This is a genomic window from Paraburkholderia hospita (genome assembly GCF_002902965.1).
Lineage (GTDB): Bacteria > Pseudomonadota > Gammaproteobacteria > Burkholderiales > Burkholderiaceae > Paraburkholderia > Paraburkholderia hospita.
In genome coordinates, this window is record NZ_CP026106.1 from 2,835,816 (window position 1) to 2,852,099 (window position 16,284).

The 16,284-nt window shown below is 61.3% G+C and carries 16 protein-coding genes; 8 read left to right on the plus strand and 8 right to left on the minus strand.

Annotated elements, in window-relative coordinates:
• The first annotated feature begins 60 nt into the window (after window positions 1-60).
• Together pcaH and pcaG are read left to right on the plus strand one after the other, a co-directional pair.
• Window positions 61-765, plus strand: a complete 705-nt coding sequence (pcaH, locus tag C2L64_RS31310; RefSeq protein ID WP_009771205.1) for a protocatechuate 3,4-dioxygenase subunit beta — start codon at window positions 61-63, stop codon at window positions 763-765.
• Window positions 766-767: 2 nt separating this feature from the next.
• A complete protein-coding gene (pcaG, locus tag C2L64_RS31315; RefSeq protein ID WP_009771204.1) occupies window positions 768-1,358 on the plus strand; it encodes a protocatechuate 3,4-dioxygenase subunit alpha in 591 nt (196 codons plus the stop codon).
• A gap of 180 nt (window positions 1,359-1,538) precedes the next feature.
• On the opposite strand, the gene C2L64_RS31320 is transcribed toward pcaG, so the two are convergent.
• From C2L64_RS31320 to C2L64_RS31335, 4 genes are all read right to left on the minus strand, one after another.
• Complete coding sequence (locus C2L64_RS31320) at window positions 1,539-2,324, minus strand: class II aldolase/adducin family protein (protein ID WP_086909533.1); 786 nt, start codon at window positions 2,322-2,324, stop codon at window positions 1,539-1,541.
• Between the two features lie 93 nt (window positions 2,325-2,417).
• Window positions 2,418-2,672, minus strand: a complete 255-nt coding sequence (locus tag C2L64_RS31325) for an H-NS family nucleoid-associated regulatory protein (RefSeq protein WP_007731923.1) — start codon at window positions 2,670-2,672, stop codon at window positions 2,418-2,420.
• A 324-nt stretch (window positions 2,673-2,996) separates the two neighbouring features.
• Window positions 2,997-4,649, minus strand: a complete 1,653-nt coding sequence (locus tag C2L64_RS31330; RefSeq protein ID WP_009771201.1) for an acyl-CoA synthetase — start codon at window positions 4,647-4,649, stop codon at window positions 2,997-2,999.
• Between the two features lie 298 nt (window positions 4,650-4,947).
• A complete protein-coding gene (locus C2L64_RS31335) occupies window positions 4,948-5,256 on the minus strand; it encodes a hypothetical protein (protein WP_007731915.1) in 309 nt (102 codons plus the stop codon).
• Window positions 5,257-5,611: 355 nt separating this feature from the next.
• On the opposite strand from C2L64_RS31335, the gene C2L64_RS31340 reads away from it, so the two are divergent.
• From C2L64_RS31340 to C2L64_RS31350, 3 genes are all read left to right on the plus strand, one after another.
• Window positions 5,612-6,511: a DUF72 domain-containing protein gene (locus C2L64_RS31340; RefSeq protein WP_009771200.1), complete on the plus strand. Its 900-nt coding sequence runs from the start codon at window positions 5,612-5,614 to the stop codon at window positions 6,509-6,511.
• Between the two features lie 139 nt (window positions 6,512-6,650).
• Window positions 6,651-8,114, plus strand: coding sequence for a metallophosphoesterase family protein (locus C2L64_RS31345; RefSeq protein WP_009771199.1), 1,464 nt, complete (start codon window positions 6,651-6,653; stop codon window positions 8,112-8,114).
• Between the two features lie 22 nt (window positions 8,115-8,136).
• A complete protein-coding gene (locus C2L64_RS31350) occupies window positions 8,137-8,946 on the plus strand; it encodes a hypothetical protein (RefSeq protein WP_009771198.1) in 810 nt (269 codons plus the stop codon).
• An 8-nt stretch (window positions 8,947-8,954) separates the two neighbouring features.
• Here the strand turns inward: C2L64_RS31350 and C2L64_RS31355 are convergent, their stop codons facing one another.
• The 4 genes from C2L64_RS31355 to C2L64_RS31370 form a co-directional block, all read right to left on the minus strand.
• Window positions 8,955-11,504: a penicillin-binding protein 1A gene (locus C2L64_RS31355; RefSeq protein ID WP_238554890.1), complete on the minus strand. Its 2,550-nt coding sequence runs from the start codon at window positions 11,502-11,504 to the stop codon at window positions 8,955-8,957.
• A gap of 85 nt (window positions 11,505-11,589) precedes the next feature.
• A complete protein-coding gene (mctP, locus tag C2L64_RS31360; RefSeq protein WP_009771196.1) occupies window positions 11,590-13,065 on the minus strand; it encodes a monocarboxylate uptake permease MctP in 1,476 nt (491 codons plus the stop codon).
• A complete protein-coding gene (locus tag C2L64_RS31365; RefSeq protein WP_007731907.1) occupies window positions 13,062-13,259 on the minus strand; it encodes a DUF3311 domain-containing protein in 198 nt (65 codons plus the stop codon). The genes mctP and C2L64_RS31365 overlap by 4 nt, the downstream gene beginning before the upstream one ends.
• Before the next feature lie 233 nt (window positions 13,260-13,492).
• The gene (locus tag C2L64_RS31370) at window positions 13,493-14,404 is read right to left on the minus strand and encodes a LysR family transcriptional regulator (protein WP_009771195.1); all 912 of its coding nucleotides are present in this window, start codon (window positions 14,402-14,404) and stop codon (window positions 13,493-13,495) included.
• 167 nt (window positions 14,405-14,571) lie between these two features.
• On the opposite strand from C2L64_RS31370, the gene C2L64_RS31375 reads away from it, so the two are divergent.
• The 3 genes from C2L64_RS31375 to C2L64_RS55900 all read left to right on the plus strand — a co-directional run bounded on the left by C2L64_RS31375 (window position 14,572) and on the right by C2L64_RS55900 (window position 16,172).
• Window positions 14,572-15,297 (plus strand): pirin family protein, encoded by a 726-nt coding sequence (locus C2L64_RS31375; RefSeq protein ID WP_009771194.1) that lies wholly within the window; start codon window positions 14,572-14,574, stop codon window positions 15,295-15,297.
• Between the two features lie 44 nt (window positions 15,298-15,341).
• The gene (locus tag C2L64_RS31380; RefSeq protein ID WP_009771193.1) at window positions 15,342-15,752 is read left to right on the plus strand and encodes a DoxX family protein; all 411 of its coding nucleotides are present in this window, start codon (window positions 15,342-15,344) and stop codon (window positions 15,750-15,752) included.
• A 285-nt stretch (window positions 15,753-16,037) separates the two neighbouring features.
• Entirely contained in the window at window positions 16,038-16,172 is a 135-nt protein-coding gene (locus tag C2L64_RS55900) for a hypothetical protein (protein ID WP_007731897.1), read from the plus strand.
• Window positions 16,173-16,284: the final 112 nt, after the last annotated feature.

Below are 16,284 nucleotides of genomic sequence, written 5' to 3' on the forward strand. Positions count from 1 at the left end.
CGGCTTCTATAAAGTCACGTCATCCACTAGCCAAAATCGAATCCCCCAAGGAGACACCTGATGGACGATTCCATTCTGAGTCCGCGCGACTTCCCCTCGCATCCCGCCTATGTCCATTCGCCGTATGGATCGTCCGTCAAGCGCGGCCCGACGCGCCCGCTGATTCCGCTGAAAGAGCGCCTGCGCGACCAGCGCGTGCCCGTCTACGGCGCGGAAGATCTCGGCGCGCTCGACAACGACCTGACGCGCAATGCCGCGAAAAACGGCGAGCCGCTCGGCGAACGGATCATCGTGACGGGCCGCGTGCTCGACGAAGGCGGCCGCCCGGTGCGCAATACGCTGGTCGAAGTGTGGCAGGCGAATGCTGCCGGCCGTTATGTGCACAAGAACGACCAGCACGACGCGCCGCTCGATCCGAACTTCCTCGGCGCGGGCCGCTGCCTGACCGACAACGAAGGCCGCTACCGCTTCATGACGATCAAGCCCGGTGCGTATCCGTGGGGCAATCACCCGAACGCGTGGCGTCCGAACCACATCCACTTCTCGCTGTTCGGCGACTACTTCGGCTCGCGTCTCGTCACGCAGATGTATTTCCCCGGCGATCCGCTGCTCCAGTACGACCCGATCTTCCAGGGCACGCCGGAAGGCGCGCGCGACCGTCTGATCTCGCGCTTCACGCTGGACGTGACCCAGGAAAACTACGCGCTCGGCTATGAATTCGACATCGTGCTGCGCGGCCCGAACGAAACTCCGATGGAGCGCTGATCATGACGACGCTTAAGCAAACCCCTTCGCAGACGGTCGGACCGTACTTCGCATACGGCCTGTGCCCCGAGCAATACAATTTCGATCTGAAGAGCCTGTTCACGAACGTTCTCGCCGACCGCGAGGCAGCGGGCGAGCACATCACGCTGGTCGGCCAGGTGTTCGACGCCGACGGCGCGGTGATCGGCGACGCGATGATCGAAGTGCAGCAGGTGGACAGCGACGGACGCTATCCGCAGTCGCGCGAAGAAGTGGCGAAGACGGGCTTTCGCGGCTTTGCGCGCTTCGGCACGGGCACGGACCCGCAGAAGCGCTTCATCATCGAGACAGTGAAACCGGGGCGCGCGTCGCCTGACGAAGCGCCGCATCTGAACGTGATCGTGACGATGCGCGGCATGCTGCTGCACACGTTCACACGCGTCTACTTCGACGACGAAGCCGCCGCGAACGACAAGGACCCCGTGCTCGCGAGCGTGCCCGCCGAGCGCCGCGCAACGCTTGTCGCAAAGCGCGAAACGAATGGCGGCAAAGCGGTCTATCGCTTCGACATCCACATGCAAGGCCCGAAGGAAACGGTGTTCTTCGACCTGTGATGCGATGCACGGCGTGCGAACCCCGCATGCATTCGATGCAAGGGTTCATCGCCTGTTCACAAATGAACGTTAGGATGCGTTGCGCGAGTCAAATCGCGCAACGAAACTCCGAGCAATTTTTGGATGCCCGCTTTGACGCGGGCTTTTTTTCGTCTGCGTTTCGTGGCGCTGCGCCGTGGGTCAACTGCGGTAATCAGAAACCGAATTATCGATCAACCGCAAAGCCGATTCCCACGCCAGTTCCGCGATGCCTTCTTCGTCGTCGCGTGCGAACTGGCTGGCCGTGAGCTTGCGCACATGCTCGGGCGGCAGCGTCAATTCCGCATTGCCCGCGAGTGCGTCGATCTGGATCTGACACGCGCGTTCGAGGAAGTAAATCTCCTGAAACGCCGTTGCCGCCGACTTGCCACCCGCCAGCAGGCCGTGATTGCGCAGGATCATTGCGTTGCACGATCCGAGATCGGCGACGAGGCGCTCCCGCTCTCCGAGATCGAGCGCAATGCCTTCGTAGTCGTGATACGCGAGCGCGCCGTAGAACTTCAGCGCGTGCTGGCTGATCGGCAGCAAGCCGTGCTTTTGCGCCGACACGGCCGAGCCGGCCGACGTATGCGTGTGAATCACGAAGTGCATGTCGGGACGCGCAGTATGCACAGCCGAATGGATCGTGAAGCCCGCCGCATTCACGCGATACCGCTTCGGATCGGCAGCGACCTTGTCCGCCGCTTCAACGACGCGTCCGTCGCGATCGATTTTCACGAGATCCGACGCGCGCATCTCGTGAAAGAGCACGCCATAGCGGTTGATCAGAAAGTGATGCTCGGGACCGGGCACGCGCGCGGTGATGTGCGTGTCGATCAGATCGGTCATGCGGAAATGCGCGATCAGCCGATACAGCGCGGCAAGCTCACACCGCGTCGCCCATTCTTCGCTGCTATATCCAGCCTGTTGTGGGGTCATGTCGGACATAGCGGTGTCTCCATGAAAACAGTCGCGCGGCGCTGCGCAGGAAAGCGGAAACGAGAAGGCAAAAAACAATAGAAGCGCCCGCGAATGCGGCGCTCAGACGCGGAAATGCTCGATGTCCTGACCAGCGTTGATTGCGCGCGTGAGCCAGTCGGGGCGGTCGCCCTTGCCGTCCCATTCGTGCCCGAACGCGTCGCGGTATTTCGGCACGGCGGCATCGGCGATCAGCGCCTCTTCGAGCGCTTCAAGCGTAATGCCAAATTCATCCATGCGGCGACGGATCCACAAGACCAGCCGCTCACGAGCTTGACCGTCGAGGTCGAGCGTCCGATGTTCCTCTCGCTCTTTCATAACGTGCCGATAACGTATCGAATTACGCGGCCAATAAGCACGCGTTAAATAGATTATTGGCTTCGCACTTGCAGCGAAGCCTTAATACGGATCCACCAACTTCTGCCGAATGAAGTTGTCAGCGCGTTCCGACAGATTGAATGGCGGCGAAAAACCCGCATGGTGCGTACTGGAATTCGCCATGAACCTTGAAGACCAAGGTCGCTTCCCTGATTTCTCGGGATTCTAGCATTCATTCCCGCGCGTGCGCGTCAGACGCGGTGCTTTGATAGCTGCGGAAAGCGGCATGGGCTCTACGTTTGCGATGGTCGGACCATAAGCATGCTACTTTTTCCCCGGCTCCTGATCGATCGCGCTCGACGACTTCACGCGCGCGCGCAATTCAAATTTCTGGATCTTGCCCGTCGAGGTTTTTGGCAATTCGCCGAAGAAGACCGCTTTAGGCAATTTGAATCCGGCGAGCAATTGACGGCAATGCGAAATGATTTCCTCGGCGCTCGCGTCCGCACCATCCTTCAGTTCGACGAATGCGCACGGCACCTCGCCCCATTTTGCGTCCGGCATCGCGACCACGGCGGCCACCGACACGGCCGGATGACGGTACAACGCATCCTCGATCTCGATGCTCGAAACGTTCTCGCCGCCGGAAATGATGATGTCCTTGCTGCGGTCCTTGATGCGCACATAGCCGTCTGCGGTAATCACGCCGAGATCGCCCGTATGGAACCAGCCGCCGCGGAATGCGGCCTCAGTTGCGCGCTCGTTCTTCAGATAGCCCTTCATGCAGATATTGCCGCGAAACATCAGTTCGCCGATCGTCTCGCCGTCGCGCGGCACGGGTTCGAGCGTATCGGGGTCGAGCACGTCGACGGCCGCCTGCAAGTGGTAGCGCACGCCCTGGCGCGCGTTGAGCCGCGCGCGTTCGTCGTCGTCGAGCGCGTCCCATGCGTCCTGCTTCGCGCAGACGGAGGCGGGGCCATACACTTCCGTCAAGCCGTACACGTGCGTCAGATCGAAACCGATCGACTTCATGCGCGCTATCACAGCAGGCGACGGCGCCGCGCCCGCAACCATCGTCGACACGCGGTGCGCAATCCCGTCGCGCCATTCGGCAGGCGCATTCGCTAGCGCGCTTTGCACGATGGGTGCGCCGCAATAGTGCGTGATGCGCTCGCGGCGAATCAGATCGAATACGAGCTTTGGATCGAATTTGCGCAGGCACACGTTGACGCCCGCGCGCGCCGCGACCGTCCATGGAAAACACCAGCCGTTGCAGTGAAAGAGCGGTAGCGTCCACAGATACACCGCATGCTTCGGCATATCCCATTCGAGGATATTGCTGAGCGCATTCAAATAGGCGCCGCGATGGTGATAGACGACGCCCTTCGGCTCGCCCGTCGTGCCCGACGTGTAGTTGAGCGCGATGGCGTCCCATTCGTCGGCGGGCGGCGTCCATGCGAACTGCGGATCGCCCGCTTGCAGGAAAGCTTCGTAGTCGGTCGCATTTGGAAAATGACGAGTATCGGCGGGCTGCGCATCGCTGACACTGATAATGCGCAATTGCGGAAACTCGCGCGCGGCGCGCAGCGCAAGCTCTCCGTATTCGCTATCGACGATCAGCGCTTTCGCCTCGCCGTGCCGCAACATGTACAGGATCGACGCGGCATCGAGCCGGGTATTCAGCGTATTGAGCACGGCGCCCGCCATCGGCACGCCGAAATGCGCTTCGATCATCGGCGGAATGTTGGGCAGTAGCGCCGCCACGGTCTCGCCGCGCGCGACGCTCGCGCGTTGCAGCGCGCTCGCAAGACGCCGCGCGCGCTCATACGTCTCGCGCCACGTGCGGCGCACGTCGCCATGTACGACGGCCAGCCGGTCGCCATAGACTTCGGCGGCCCGCGCGATGAAATCGATTGGCGTCAGCGGAACATGATTGGCATCGCGGCGTGCGAGTCCCGCTTCGAACATATGCGTCATGGCTGTGTCTCCTCCGAAGCGTGCGGCCCCGTCGATTCAGTTGTTTTGTGGCAATGGATTTCGGGTTCGAAACACGGTGCATTACGCATTGTGGATGCGTAATACACGTGGAAAACCGCACATGCAAAAGCGCACGTGCAAAAGCATCGCATAGATCAGCGCTGCAAAATTCCCGAGCGCAGGATTTTGTGCGAAGCCGCAATGCAGCGCCGAACGCGCGGCAGCCGCGTCGAACGCGGCCCGCGCGCACAAACCGGAAATCGGGCCTTCGCCCTTAGAACATCGCGCGCCTGAAAAGTCAGACGCGTGGCAGATCGTCGATGAATTTCTCGACGTGACCGTCCGGTACTTCGGTATCGATCCCGTCGTTGCCATCGGCGTGCGAGACCGTTTTGATCTTGGGGCCCAGCAGATTCAGGCCGCCCAGCGTGAAGAACGACCACACGGCATTGCCCGAATGAATGGCCGTCACGACGTCCGCGACTTCGACGATTTCGTGCGGCGAGAGCCATTCATTCGTTTTTGGATTGACGAGAGCCCAACGGACGTGGGTGACGCGGTCAGTCATAGGGTTAATGCGTACCGCATCGATAGCATAGGTCGCCATTTCCACCTCCATCGTCATCACCCAGGCATCGTAGCACTTATGTCTGGTTAGACGAAGCAGGCACATATCGACCCATGCAGATGGACCCATTCGAAGCGCACCGCTGCGTTGCACGGCCACGGTCCGGATGTACTCTGCGGCGCCAACCGCCGCGTGACAGCGTCAGTGCAGGGAATGACTGCATCTTCGAATGGCTTCCACTTTCTATAACGATCGTGCGTAAACTGTTCTGAAGCCGGGGTTTGCACCAATGCGGCGCGGCGCACATATCGGTCCGCGCCGAGTACTCAGCGTGCTTATGATCCACGCGCACATGCAGTACGATGGCCGCACTGACCTGCACGGAAGACGAGCCATGTCGATCGAAGTCGGGACGGCGTCGTGGACGGACGCCACGCTCATCAAATCCGGCCGCTTCTATCCGAAGGGCTGCACGAGCGCCGAGGCACGCCTGCGGTTCTATTCGAGCCAGTTTCCAATGGTCGAAGTCGATGCGTCGTACTACGCAATGCCCAGCGCGGCGACCAGCGCGTTGTGGGCCGAACGCACGCCTGAGCACTTTACGTTCAACGTCAAGGCATTCCGGCTTTTCACCGGGCATCAGACGGAGCGCAAGTTCTTCCCACCGGACATTCAGCCGCTGCTGCCGCAAAGCGATAAAACAAACCTCTACTACCGCGACGTACCGCCCGACGTCGTCGACGAGATGTGGCGGCGCTTTTTCGAAGCGCTCGAACCGCTGCGCACAGCGGGCAAGCTCGGCGCCGTGCTGTTCCAGTTCGCGCCGTGGATCTCCACCGCGCCGCGCGATAAATCACACGTGCGGCACTGCGCGGACCGGATGACGCCCTATCTGACGGCATTCGAATTCCGCAATGCCAGCTGGCTCGACGACCGGAATCGCGAATCGACGCTCGCATTCGAGCGCGAGCACGGCCTCGTGCATGTGGTGATGGATGCGCCCGAAGGCGTGCCGAATCGCGCGCATACCGTGTGGGAAGCGACGTCGCCGGAACTGGTGATCGTGCGATTGCACGGCCGCAATGCGGAGACCTGGAGCGGCAGCACGACGGCAGCCGGCCGCTTCAATTACGACTATACCGAGGGTGAACTCGAAGAGATCGCGGTGCCCGTGCGGGAGATCGCGAAACGCGCGGGGCGCACGCATGTCGTGTTCAACAACTGCTTTGAAGACGCTGCGCAACGGAACGCGCATTCGATGATTCGCATCCTTCAGCAAGAGCGCTTTGCGTAACAGCCATCGCGGCGCGCATCTTTGAATATGCAATGCATTAAAGCGTTTTCCGGTTGCAATTCAGTTTGCATCGACTAGCCTCGTCTTATTCGAACCAGACAAATAGCTTTCATAAGACGAAAAAGACAAAGGTGCACCGATGCTACTGACGGCTTACGTACAGGCCAGCCAGCCGGGCCTGTTGCAGCTATGGATCGGCATGTTCGGCGTGGCCGCGCCGCCCGTGCCGCAGGTTTCCATCGACCGGCAAGCGGCCGTGCCGCTCGAGCCGCCCGCGTTCTTTCCGATTCGCGATTTCAGCGTCGACGACAACGGCCAGGCCATCAATCATCAATGCGTGCTGCGCTTCAACGTGCCGGACGACTCGCGGCCACGTCAGATCCTTGTCGACGCTGGTGGCGAACAGTTCGAATTCGCCAGTACTTCATTGCCGAAAGAAGTGCCGACGCTGATGGACGGCAGCTTCAATATCCTGTTGTCGTCGTGCTATTCGCAGCCGGAAGATATCGATGGACTACTCGGCACGATCGTCTCGCAGATCAAGGTGCAACCGCATCTGACCGTGCTCGCGGGCGATCAGGTGTACCTCGACCTGCCGCTCACGCAGCGCGTGCCCGACCAGAACCCTGACCGCGCGCGTCTGCTCGCCAACAAGTACTACCTCAACTGGCTCTCCGGCGCGTTGCGCGTGCCGGGGTTGCAATCGGTGCTGGAGCGCGCGCCCGTCGTGTGCATTCCCGACGATCACGAGTTCTGGAACAACTATCCGTTTGCACAAAAGCAGTTGCCCGATACGTGGACGGATGGATCGCGCCAGTTGCTCGGTGACACGGCGCGCGCGCTTTACGAGGACTACCAGATCGGCGGCGCGCCAGGCGGCGCGGGCGGCGCGATCCGGCTCGACGTCGAGCCGTTGAAGATGCTGTTCGTCGATATGCGCTGTGACCGCGACAGCACGTTCAAATCGTTGATGGGCCCTAAAGCCGTTGCGGCGATGCAGGCCTGGGAAAAAGATCTCGTCGATACGCACGCCGCAGGGCAACCGGTTGTCGGCCTGCTCGCTTCAGGCCAGGCGCTCTTCATCGATCCGCCCGAAAGCAACTGGCGCAAAAAGACCTTCGACGCCGAAATGCCGAACTACGCGCAATTCGACGTGCTGCAAGCGACCTTGGGCCGGCTCGCGGACAACGGCATTCCCATCGTCTACATGACGGGCGACGTGCATTGGGGACGCGTCGCATCGGGTCACGATCTGCAGACGAGCACGGCGCTTTACGAAGTCATTGCCTCGCCGTCGCGGCTGATTCGCACGCCGTTGCTCGACACCGCGAAAGAAGCGGCCAATTCGGTCAAAGGAATTTTCGGCGGCGGCAATGCGTGGCCGCGTCATTCCGATCCCGAGAATGTGCCGGACCGCTTCGGCGTGAATCATCGCTTCACACTTAAGCAGGAATTCGGGCGACGCGGCGATCAGGTTGCGATCCTGTCGTTCACGCGCGTGGGCAGCGGCGTCGATATGCAGGTCATGTACTACGGCATTTCCAGCGATAAAGCGCTTTCACAATCGGAATCCACGACGCGCTTCGAACTGCGCGCGCGTTAATCAAAAAAGACGAGGCAAGGTCATGCTGAAGATCGTACGATCGACGACGACACAATCGAATCCGCAGTTCACGCCATTCGAGCGCCAGGACGGCGAGAGCAATACCGCATGGGGCGAGCGCGCGGTACTCGATATGAAAGCGGGCGGCCCCGATGAATGGACCTATGTCGTGCTGCTGGGCGGCAGCGATACGCTGGCGTTTCGCGTACGCGTCGCGCAATCGCATCTGCGGCACGATATGCTGCCGTCGTTCTGGTCCGAGTCGATTCTCGTGCGGCTCGCAAGCGCGACGCTCAAGAACGCCGAAGCGTTGCACGTGCCTTTGCATCAGCCGGAAGGGCCTGCGTTTGCGGCGCGCGTGAATGGCGTGGTCGCGCGTCCGTTGACGGATTTCGACGATACGTCGCGCTTTCCGAATATCGCCGTGATCGCATTGCCCGTTGCGCAGGACAAGGTTGTCGACAAAGTGGCGAGCTTCGAGCAGTCGCGCGCGACGCTCGACGCGCTCGAGCATGTGTTGCGCTGGCTCGCCTATGCATGGGGCGCGGCACGCACGCCGAATCCGCTGCACGACAACTATGGTTTGCCGTCTACCTGCATGATCGAAACCGTGTGCGCCGCCGCAAATTTTGACCTGACGCCGGGGCTCGAATCGCGAGCATCATGTCCTGAAGCGATCTGGGCCGCAGCGAATTACTGGCATGAGTACTTCGAAAAGTTCAACGGACGAGAGCCGATTGGGCGCTATTACACGCCGCATACCTATCCGATCGTCGAGCCGTCCGCTGCGCCTGCGCCCTCTCCTGCGCCCAAACGCAAAGCGAAGAAGTGAGCTTCAGATCAAGGCTGTGACGCGGGCGTGTTTGCAGCAGGCGTCGATGCAAACGCGGGCGCTTCGCTGTTGACGGCGGCGGGCGCGCTCGCCGCCGCCACTGCGCTCGCCTCACCCGGCGAAGGCAGAATCGGCGGCTGCGATGCGGCGGGCGAAATGATTTGCGGCGGCTCGATATCCGTCGGCGCGGAAGCCTCGGCAACGGGCGACGCATTCTGCACCACGGGTGCGGTAGGCGTCGCGGGTGCCGGACGCGGCTTCGGTCGCGGCGCAGGTGCTTCCGTCTTCGCGGACGACGAGAACAGGTACTGCATCCACGCGCGCAGCTTCATGCGCAACGTGTCGAACATGCCGGGCGGCGGCTCTTCCGCGAACTTCGCGCGCGGATCGACCAGACGCGAGCGCAGCGAACGCTGGAAGAAATCGCCGACGATCGGCAACGCGCTATGCGCGCCCTGCCCCCAGTAGTCGCTGCGCAACGTCACACGGCTGTCGTTGAAGCCGATCCATGCGCCCGCGACGAGTTGCGGATGCATCAGGATGAACCAGCCGTCCGCGTTGTCCTGCGTCGTGCCCGTCTTGCCCGCGACATCGGCGCGGATGCCGAAGCGCGTGCGAATGGCCGAGCCCGTTCCCTTGTTGACGACCGAGCGCATCACGTCGAGCAGGGTCTGCGCGCTGGCAATCGGCATCACGCGGTCGGCGCGCGACGGCTGGAACTCGGCGAGCACTTCGCCCTTGCGGTCTTCGATCCGCGTGACGAGCATCGGCGCGACATACGCGCCTTCGTTCGCGATCGTGCCGTACGACGACACCATCTCTTTCAGCGTCACCGGGCTCGTGCCCAGCGCCAGCGAAGGCACCGCGTCGAGCTGACTGTCGCGCACGCCCATCGCGCGCGCGAGCCGCGCGACCTTCGCGGGACCAACCGACTCCATCAGTTGTGCCGTAATGCGGTTGCGCGAATACGCGAGGCCATCGCGCAGCGTGATCGGTCGGCCGCTCGGCGCGTCTTCGTCGCTCGGACGCCAGATTTCTCCGCCTGCCAGCGGGATTTCGACGGCCTGATCGGGGAGGGTATCGTCCGGTTTTGCGCCTTGCTCGAATGCCGCGCCATAGACGAACGGCTTGAACGTCGAACCGGGCTGACGGCGCGCCTGGGACACGTGATCGAACGGGTCCTGCGTAAAGTCGCGACTGCCGACCCACGCCTTGATCTCGCCAGTGCGCGGGTCCATCGCGACGAATGCGGCCTGCACGCGCGTCTTGCTGTCGCACAGCGCCTTCATGAACCCGCGATCCGCCGACAGATGCTTGAGCGCATCTTCGTCGCTCATGCCTGAATCTTTTGCACTGTGGTATTCGGGCGTCTCGCGGATGAACGCGTCGAACACATCCTTATGCCCGATGCACGCGCTACGCGCATTCCACGCCGCATTCGCAATCGATTGCAACTGGTTGCCCTGGAACGTCAGCGCCTGGGTCGCCATGGTTTGCAGACGCGCGTCGATCGTCGTGCGCACGACGAGTCCATCGGAGTAGATGTTGTAGTCGTTCGCATCGGCCCACGCGATCAGCCACTTCTTCAATTGCTGCGCGAAATGCGGCGCGGGACCGGGCGGCTCCATCTGGCGCTCGAAGTCGACGCGCAGAGGCTTTCCTTTGAGCGAATTGAATTGCGCCGGCGACAGGCGCCCGTATTTCACCATCTGCCCGAGCACGATATTGCGCCGGTCCAGCGCGCGCTCGGGATTGATCACCGGGTTGTAATAGCTATTGCCCTTCAACATGCCGATCAGCGTCGCGCTTTCGAGCACGGTCAGACTGCCGGCGGACTTGTCGAAGTAAGTGCGCGCCGCCATTTCGATGCCGTACGCGTTATAGAGAAACGGCACCGTGTTCAGGTACGTTTCGAGAATCTCGCTTTTCGTATAGACCGCTTCGATCTTGAAGGCCGTCAGCGCTTCCTTGATCTTGCGCGTGAGCGTCGGCGCGCGGCCGATGTCATCGGGATAAAGATTGCGCGCGAGCTGTTGCGTGATCGTCGACCCGCCCTGGCGGTCGCCAGAAAACGTATGCAGCGCCGCGCCCGCCGTGCGTCGAAAGTCGATGCCGTGATGCTCGTAGAAGCGATGGTCTTCCGTGGAGATCAATGCGTCGACGACATGCGGCGAGATGTCGGAGAGCTTCATCCACACGCGGTTAGTCGGCTTGAATTCGGCGAGCAGCTTGCCGTCCGCCGAATAGATCTGCGCGGGCTGCTCGATCTTCGCCTTGCGTATGTCCCCGATGCCCGGCGTGAACGGCACCAGGATCAGCACATAGAGCAGGACAAGCGCGGGAATCGAGGCGACCGACAACGCCACGCCGCGCCATGTCGGACGGCGCAAACGTTGCACCGCGCGCATGAGCGGCGGCTTTGCATGGGCCCAGGCCCAGACGGAGATTTCCCGGAGGAACGACAGTATCGACTGTCTCACGCTAACGCACCATCGGCAGAAAAGGCTGCATCCTACCAAAACAGCGCGAACGTCCAGGCGTTTTGCAAGATTCGGCATCGTAATGCTACGCCGGAAATGACATCGGCCGAATCCGCGCCGCTTGCGCGGGCGGATTCGGCCGAACGATACAGCTACAGCGCGATCAGACGTGAGCGCGCTTCGGCGTGACCATCGAAACGACGAACGTCACCACCACGTTCACGACCAGCGCGATCAGGCCGATATAAAGCGGCCAGGTCGAATCGCCGACATGCAGCGCGAACACGGGCTTGAGGCCCTGCGAAACCGCGAGTCCCGTGCCGAGCACGATGCCGACCAGCCAGCCGAAGAACAGGCCCGGCGTGTTCAGACGGCGCGTATACAACGAGAACACGATGGCCGGGAAGATCTGCAGAATCCACACGCCGCCGAGCAGTTGCAGGTCGATCGCGTATTGCGTGGGCAGGAACACGATGAACAGCAGCGCGCCGAACTTGACGACGAGTGACACGATCTTCGCCGTCGATGCTTCCTGAGCAGGCGCCATGTTCGGCGACACCAGCGGACGCCACAGATTGCGCGTGAACAGGTTCGCCGCGCCGATGGACATGATGGCGGCGGGCACCAGCGCGCTGATCGCAATGGCCGCCGCCGCAAAGCCGACGAACCACGACGGGAACAGCGTGCCGAACAGCGTCGGCACGATGTCGGACGGCGATTTCACGTGAATGCCCGCGGCAATCGCCATATAGCCGAGCAGCGCGATCAGGCCGAGCAGCAGCGTGTACGCGGGCAGGAAGATCGCGTTCTTGCGCACGGTCTGCATCGACGAAGACGACAGCACGGCTGTCATCGTGTGCGGATACATGAAGGCCGCGAGCGCCGAGCCGAGCGCAAGCGACGCATACGCGGTGAATTGCGTCGGCTTGAGGATGATGCCCGTCGCGCCGCCCTTGGCCTTGAAGTAGGTGTCCGCTGCATCAAACACATGGCCATAGCCGCCGAGCTTCGACGGAATCAGCCACACCGCCGCGATCACGACGATATAGATCATGATGTCCTTGACGAACGCGATCATCGCCGGCGCACGCAGGCCGCTCGTATACGTATAGAGCGCGAGGATGATGAACGCGATCACGAGCGGTGCTTCACCCGAGATGCCAAGTCCCTTGATGACAACCTGCATGCCGACCAGCTGCAGCGCGATATACGGCATCGTCGCGACGATGCCCGTCAGCGCGACGGCCGCCGGGAACCACTTGCCGCCGTACTCGCCTTGCACGTAGTCGGCTGCCGTGATGTGGTTCTTCGCGTGCGCGATCTTCCACAGCTTCGGCATCACCGCGAACACGAACGGATAGACGATGATCGTATAAGGCAGCGCAAAGAAGCCATAAGCGCCAACCGAATAGACCAGTGCCGGCACCGCGATCACCGTATAGGCCGTATAGAAATCGCCGCCTACCAGAAACCACGAAATGACCGTGCCGAATTGCCGGCCACCAAGACCCCACTCGTGCAGTTGCGTGAGATCGCCCGCTTTCCAGCGCGCGGCAACGAAACCCAATACGGTGACGAGAAGAAAGAATGCGACGAAGACGGTCATCGCGACCGGGTTCACAGGGTTCAGATCACTCATTTAATGCCCCGGTACACGACGTAGATCAGCAGCGACGTGAGCGGAACCCACAGAAACTGATACCAGTAAAAGAAAGGAAAGCCGGCGAATGACGGGCGCGTATCGTTATAGAAAGGCAGCCACAGCAGCGCGATATAGGGGATCAGCAAGATGAGCCAGAGCCATGAACGGCCGGCCGGTTCGGTAGGTTCCACGTTTGTCCCTCTTTGGTCTATCTGATTGAATCCGCTTTGCTGATGCGCGTGGCAAACAGGCGTGAACGTGCATATTCACGCAGGCGCTCGTTGCACGCGCCCGTTGCACGCGCCCGCAAAGGCACGCGCATTATCTGCGAAAAGCTTTATTGCTGCTCGCACTGTAACCAGCCGTTATCCAATGCCCGCCGAAGCTTTCAATTGATTGTCTGGAACGCTGCGCTATTTGCTGTCTAACGCTTTGGCAAAACGGGCTTTGGCAAAACGGCTTTGACAAAACGGTCGCGCAAGAACTGCGTGAACGCGCGTATCGTCACGGAAGCCTGCCGGTGCTGCGGGTACACGGCGTACAGTGTCAACGGCGGCGAGACGTACTCACCGAGCACTTCGACCAGCTTGCCGCTCGCCAGCGCATCGGCCACGATGAATTCCGGCAGACGCGCAATGCCGAGCCCCGCAATCGCGGCATCGCGGATCACTTCGCCGTTGTTCACACGCAGCGGGCCATGCACCTCGACCGTCCGGCTCGCGCCATCCACTATGTATTCCCAGCCGCTGCGCGCTTCCTGCCCATATAGCAGGCACGCATGGCGCGCGAGATCGTCGGGCGTCGCCGGCGGACGCCGCGTCTTGCGATACGCGGGGCTGCAACACGCGACCATGCGGATTTCAGCGAGCTTTTGCGCGATCAGCGTCGAATCCGCAAGCGTGCCGATACGCAGTGCCATGTCGAAACCTTCGCCGACCACATCGACGACGCGGTCGCTCAACTCCAGGTCGATACGCACGTCGGCATTCGCGCGCAGAAACGCGGCGACCAGCGGCGACAGATGAATCATCCCGAACGACATCGGCGCGCTGACGCGCAGCAGTCCGCGCGGGTCCGAGCGCCCCGACGACATCGCCTGCTCGGCGTCCTCCACGTCGCCGAGGATGCGCGTCGCGCGCTGATAGAACTCGTAGCCGAGGTCCGTCACCGCGAGCTTGCGCGTGTTGCGCACCAGCAGCCGCACGCCGAGGCTCTCCTCCAGCGCCATCACGCGGCGGCTGACGAACTGCTTCGACAGTTGCATGCGGACCGCGGCCGCGGTGAAATTGCGCGCGTCGACGGTGGCGACGAAGATCTTCAGATCGTCCAGCTGCATGGCTTTGCCCTTGCGTTACGCGTTAATTGTCCACTTCAATGTGACAGTGATTCTCTTTTGACGTCGATTATAGCCACTCTGATTGACCTACACTTCAATCACTGCTTCAGACAACGGCACCGCCGATGTCACGAGAAGCAAAAGCCATTCAATAACGGAGAAGAGAAATGATCGACATCAGACACGCCAACGAACGCGGACGCGCCGAACACGGCTGGCTTAGCTCGCGTCATACGTTTTCTTTCGCGAACTACTACGATCCGAAGCAGATCGGCTTCTCCGACCTGCTCGTGATCAACGACGACCGCGTGGCTCCCGGCCGCGGCTTCGGCAAGCATCCGCACCGCGACATGGAAATCTTCTCGTACGTGCTGGAAGGCGCGCTCGAGCACAAGGATTCGATGGGCACGGGTTCCGTCATCGTCCCCGGCGACGTGCAACTGATGAGCGCGGGCACGGGCGTCGCGCACAGCGAGTTCAATCACTCGGCAAGCGACTCCGTGCACTTCCTGCAGATCTGGATCGCACCGTCGGTCAAGGGCGCGACGCCGCGTTACCTGCAGCAGAACTTTTCGGCGCAAGACAAGCGCGGCAAGTTGCGTCTCGTGTTGTCGCCTGAAGGCACGGATGGCTCGCTCGAATTGCGCCAGGACGCGCGTGTGTATGCAGGCCTTTTCGACGGCAATGAAACGGCCGGAGTCGATATCGCCGCCGACCGCTTTGCCTACGTACACGTGGCGCGCGGCAGCGTGAAACTGAACGGCGTCGAGTTGAACGAAGGCGACGGCGCGCGTATTCGCAACGAGCGTCGCCTCGAATTCACTGAAGGCCAGGATGCGGAAGTACTCGTATTCGACCTGCGCAATAACGAAGTATCGGAATTGTGGTCCTGAGCGGCGAACGCCAAAGACCCGACTACATTGAAAGAGGATTGAACATGAACACCTTTATCGAACAACGCAAGGATGCACTGCTGCTCGTCGCACGCGTGCTGCTGGTAGTACTTTTCGTGCTGTTTGGCTGGAGCAAGCTCACCGGCTTCTCAGGCACAGAGCAATACATGGCGTCGACGGGCGCGCCCGTCCCGGCATTGGCTGCCGTGATCGCGATCGTAATGGAACTGGCCGTTGGTATCGTCATTGCCGTGGGCTTCAAGACGCGCGTGCTTGCACTGCTGCTCGCGGTCTATACGCTTGGCACCGCGTTCATCGGCCACCACTTCTGGACGCAGACGGGCATGGAGCAGTACGTCAACATGATCAACTTCTACAAGAACATCAGCATCATTGGCGGCTTGCTGCTGTTGTTCGTGACGGGTCCGGGCAAGTACTCGATCGATCGCGCATAAACGACGCAAGCGGCTTTATGAGTTGTCAGCAGGGCGGCCTTCTGGCCGCCCTGTTTCGTTGTTTGCAAAGTAACGCCGTGTACTTTCGGCGTGAATGCAAAACTCTTGTCGTGTTCGCGGCGTAGCCGAAATTGATGTGATGAAAGTCCGCCGGCCTGCATGGGGTCACGTGCACGCAGACCTACAAGTCTCTAGTGGGCGGTATGCAGATGCGTCCGGCACAACTGTGATATATAGGGAAAACCCGTAAATTGCAGTTGTTCCTTCTTGTAGAGTAGTACCAGCATGAAACGCATTGCCGCCTTTTGTCTGACGACGTGGTCCGCCGCCGCGCTCCTTTATTTTGGCCAGCACTCGGTTGCGCTCATCGCATTGAGCGGAGTCGTCGTGTTCGGCGGATACGATCTGCTGCGCCCCTAAGTCCCTGTTCCGCCGCGCGCCGTCGCGCGCTCGCCGCCACTTGATGGAAAGCCATCATTTTTCGGCGTGAGGCTTCGCTCTCCTTCAACTATCTTTGTGCAAACGGAATGTG

Coding starts and splice junctions, on each gene's coding strand:
- C2L64_RS31355 (WP_238554890.1), bottom strand. CDS start 11,504: ATGCCGAATCTTGCAAAACGCCTGGACGTTCGCGCTGTTTTGGTAGGA.
- C2L64_RS31330 (WP_009771201.1), bottom strand. CDS start 4,649: ATGACGCATATGTTCGAAGCGGGACTCGCACGCCGCGATGCCAATCAT.
- C2L64_RS31335 (WP_007731915.1), bottom strand. CDS start 5,256: ATGGCGACCTATGCTATCGATGCGGTACGCATTAACCCTATGACTGAC.
- C2L64_RS31320 (WP_086909533.1), bottom strand. CDS start 2,324: ATGTCCGACATGACCCCACAACAGGCTGGATATAGCAGCGAAGAATGG.
- mctP (WP_009771196.1), bottom strand. CDS start 13,065: ATGAGTGATCTGAACCCTGTGAACCCGGTCGCGATGACCGTCTTCGTC.
- pcaG (WP_009771204.1), top strand. CDS start 768: ATGACGACGCTTAAGCAAACCCCTTCGCAGACGGTCGGACCGTACTTC.
- C2L64_RS31350 (WP_009771198.1), top strand. CDS start 8,137: ATGCTGAAGATCGTACGATCGACGACGACACAATCGAATCCGCAGTTC.
- C2L64_RS31345 (WP_009771199.1), top strand. CDS start 6,651: ATGCTACTGACGGCTTACGTACAGGCCAGCCAGCCGGGCCTGTTGCAG.
- C2L64_RS31325 (WP_007731923.1), bottom strand. CDS start 2,672: ATGAAAGAGCGAGAGGAACATCGGACGCTCGACCTCGACGGTCAAGCT.
- C2L64_RS31380 (WP_009771193.1), top strand. CDS start 15,342: ATGAACACCTTTATCGAACAACGCAAGGATGCACTGCTGCTCGTCGCA.
- C2L64_RS31370 (WP_009771195.1), bottom strand. CDS start 14,404: ATGCAGCTGGACGATCTGAAGATCTTCGTCGCCACCGTCGACGCGCGC.
- C2L64_RS31340 (WP_009771200.1), top strand. CDS start 5,612: ATGTCGATCGAAGTCGGGACGGCGTCGTGGACGGACGCCACGCTCATC.
- pcaH (WP_009771205.1), top strand. CDS start 61: ATGGACGATTCCATTCTGAGTCCGCGCGACTTCCCCTCGCATCCCGCC.
- C2L64_RS55900 (WP_007731897.1), top strand. CDS start 16,038: ATGAAACGCATTGCCGCCTTTTGTCTGACGACGTGGTCCGCCGCCGCG.
- C2L64_RS31375 (WP_009771194.1), top strand. CDS start 14,572: ATGATCGACATCAGACACGCCAACGAACGCGGACGCGCCGAACACGGC.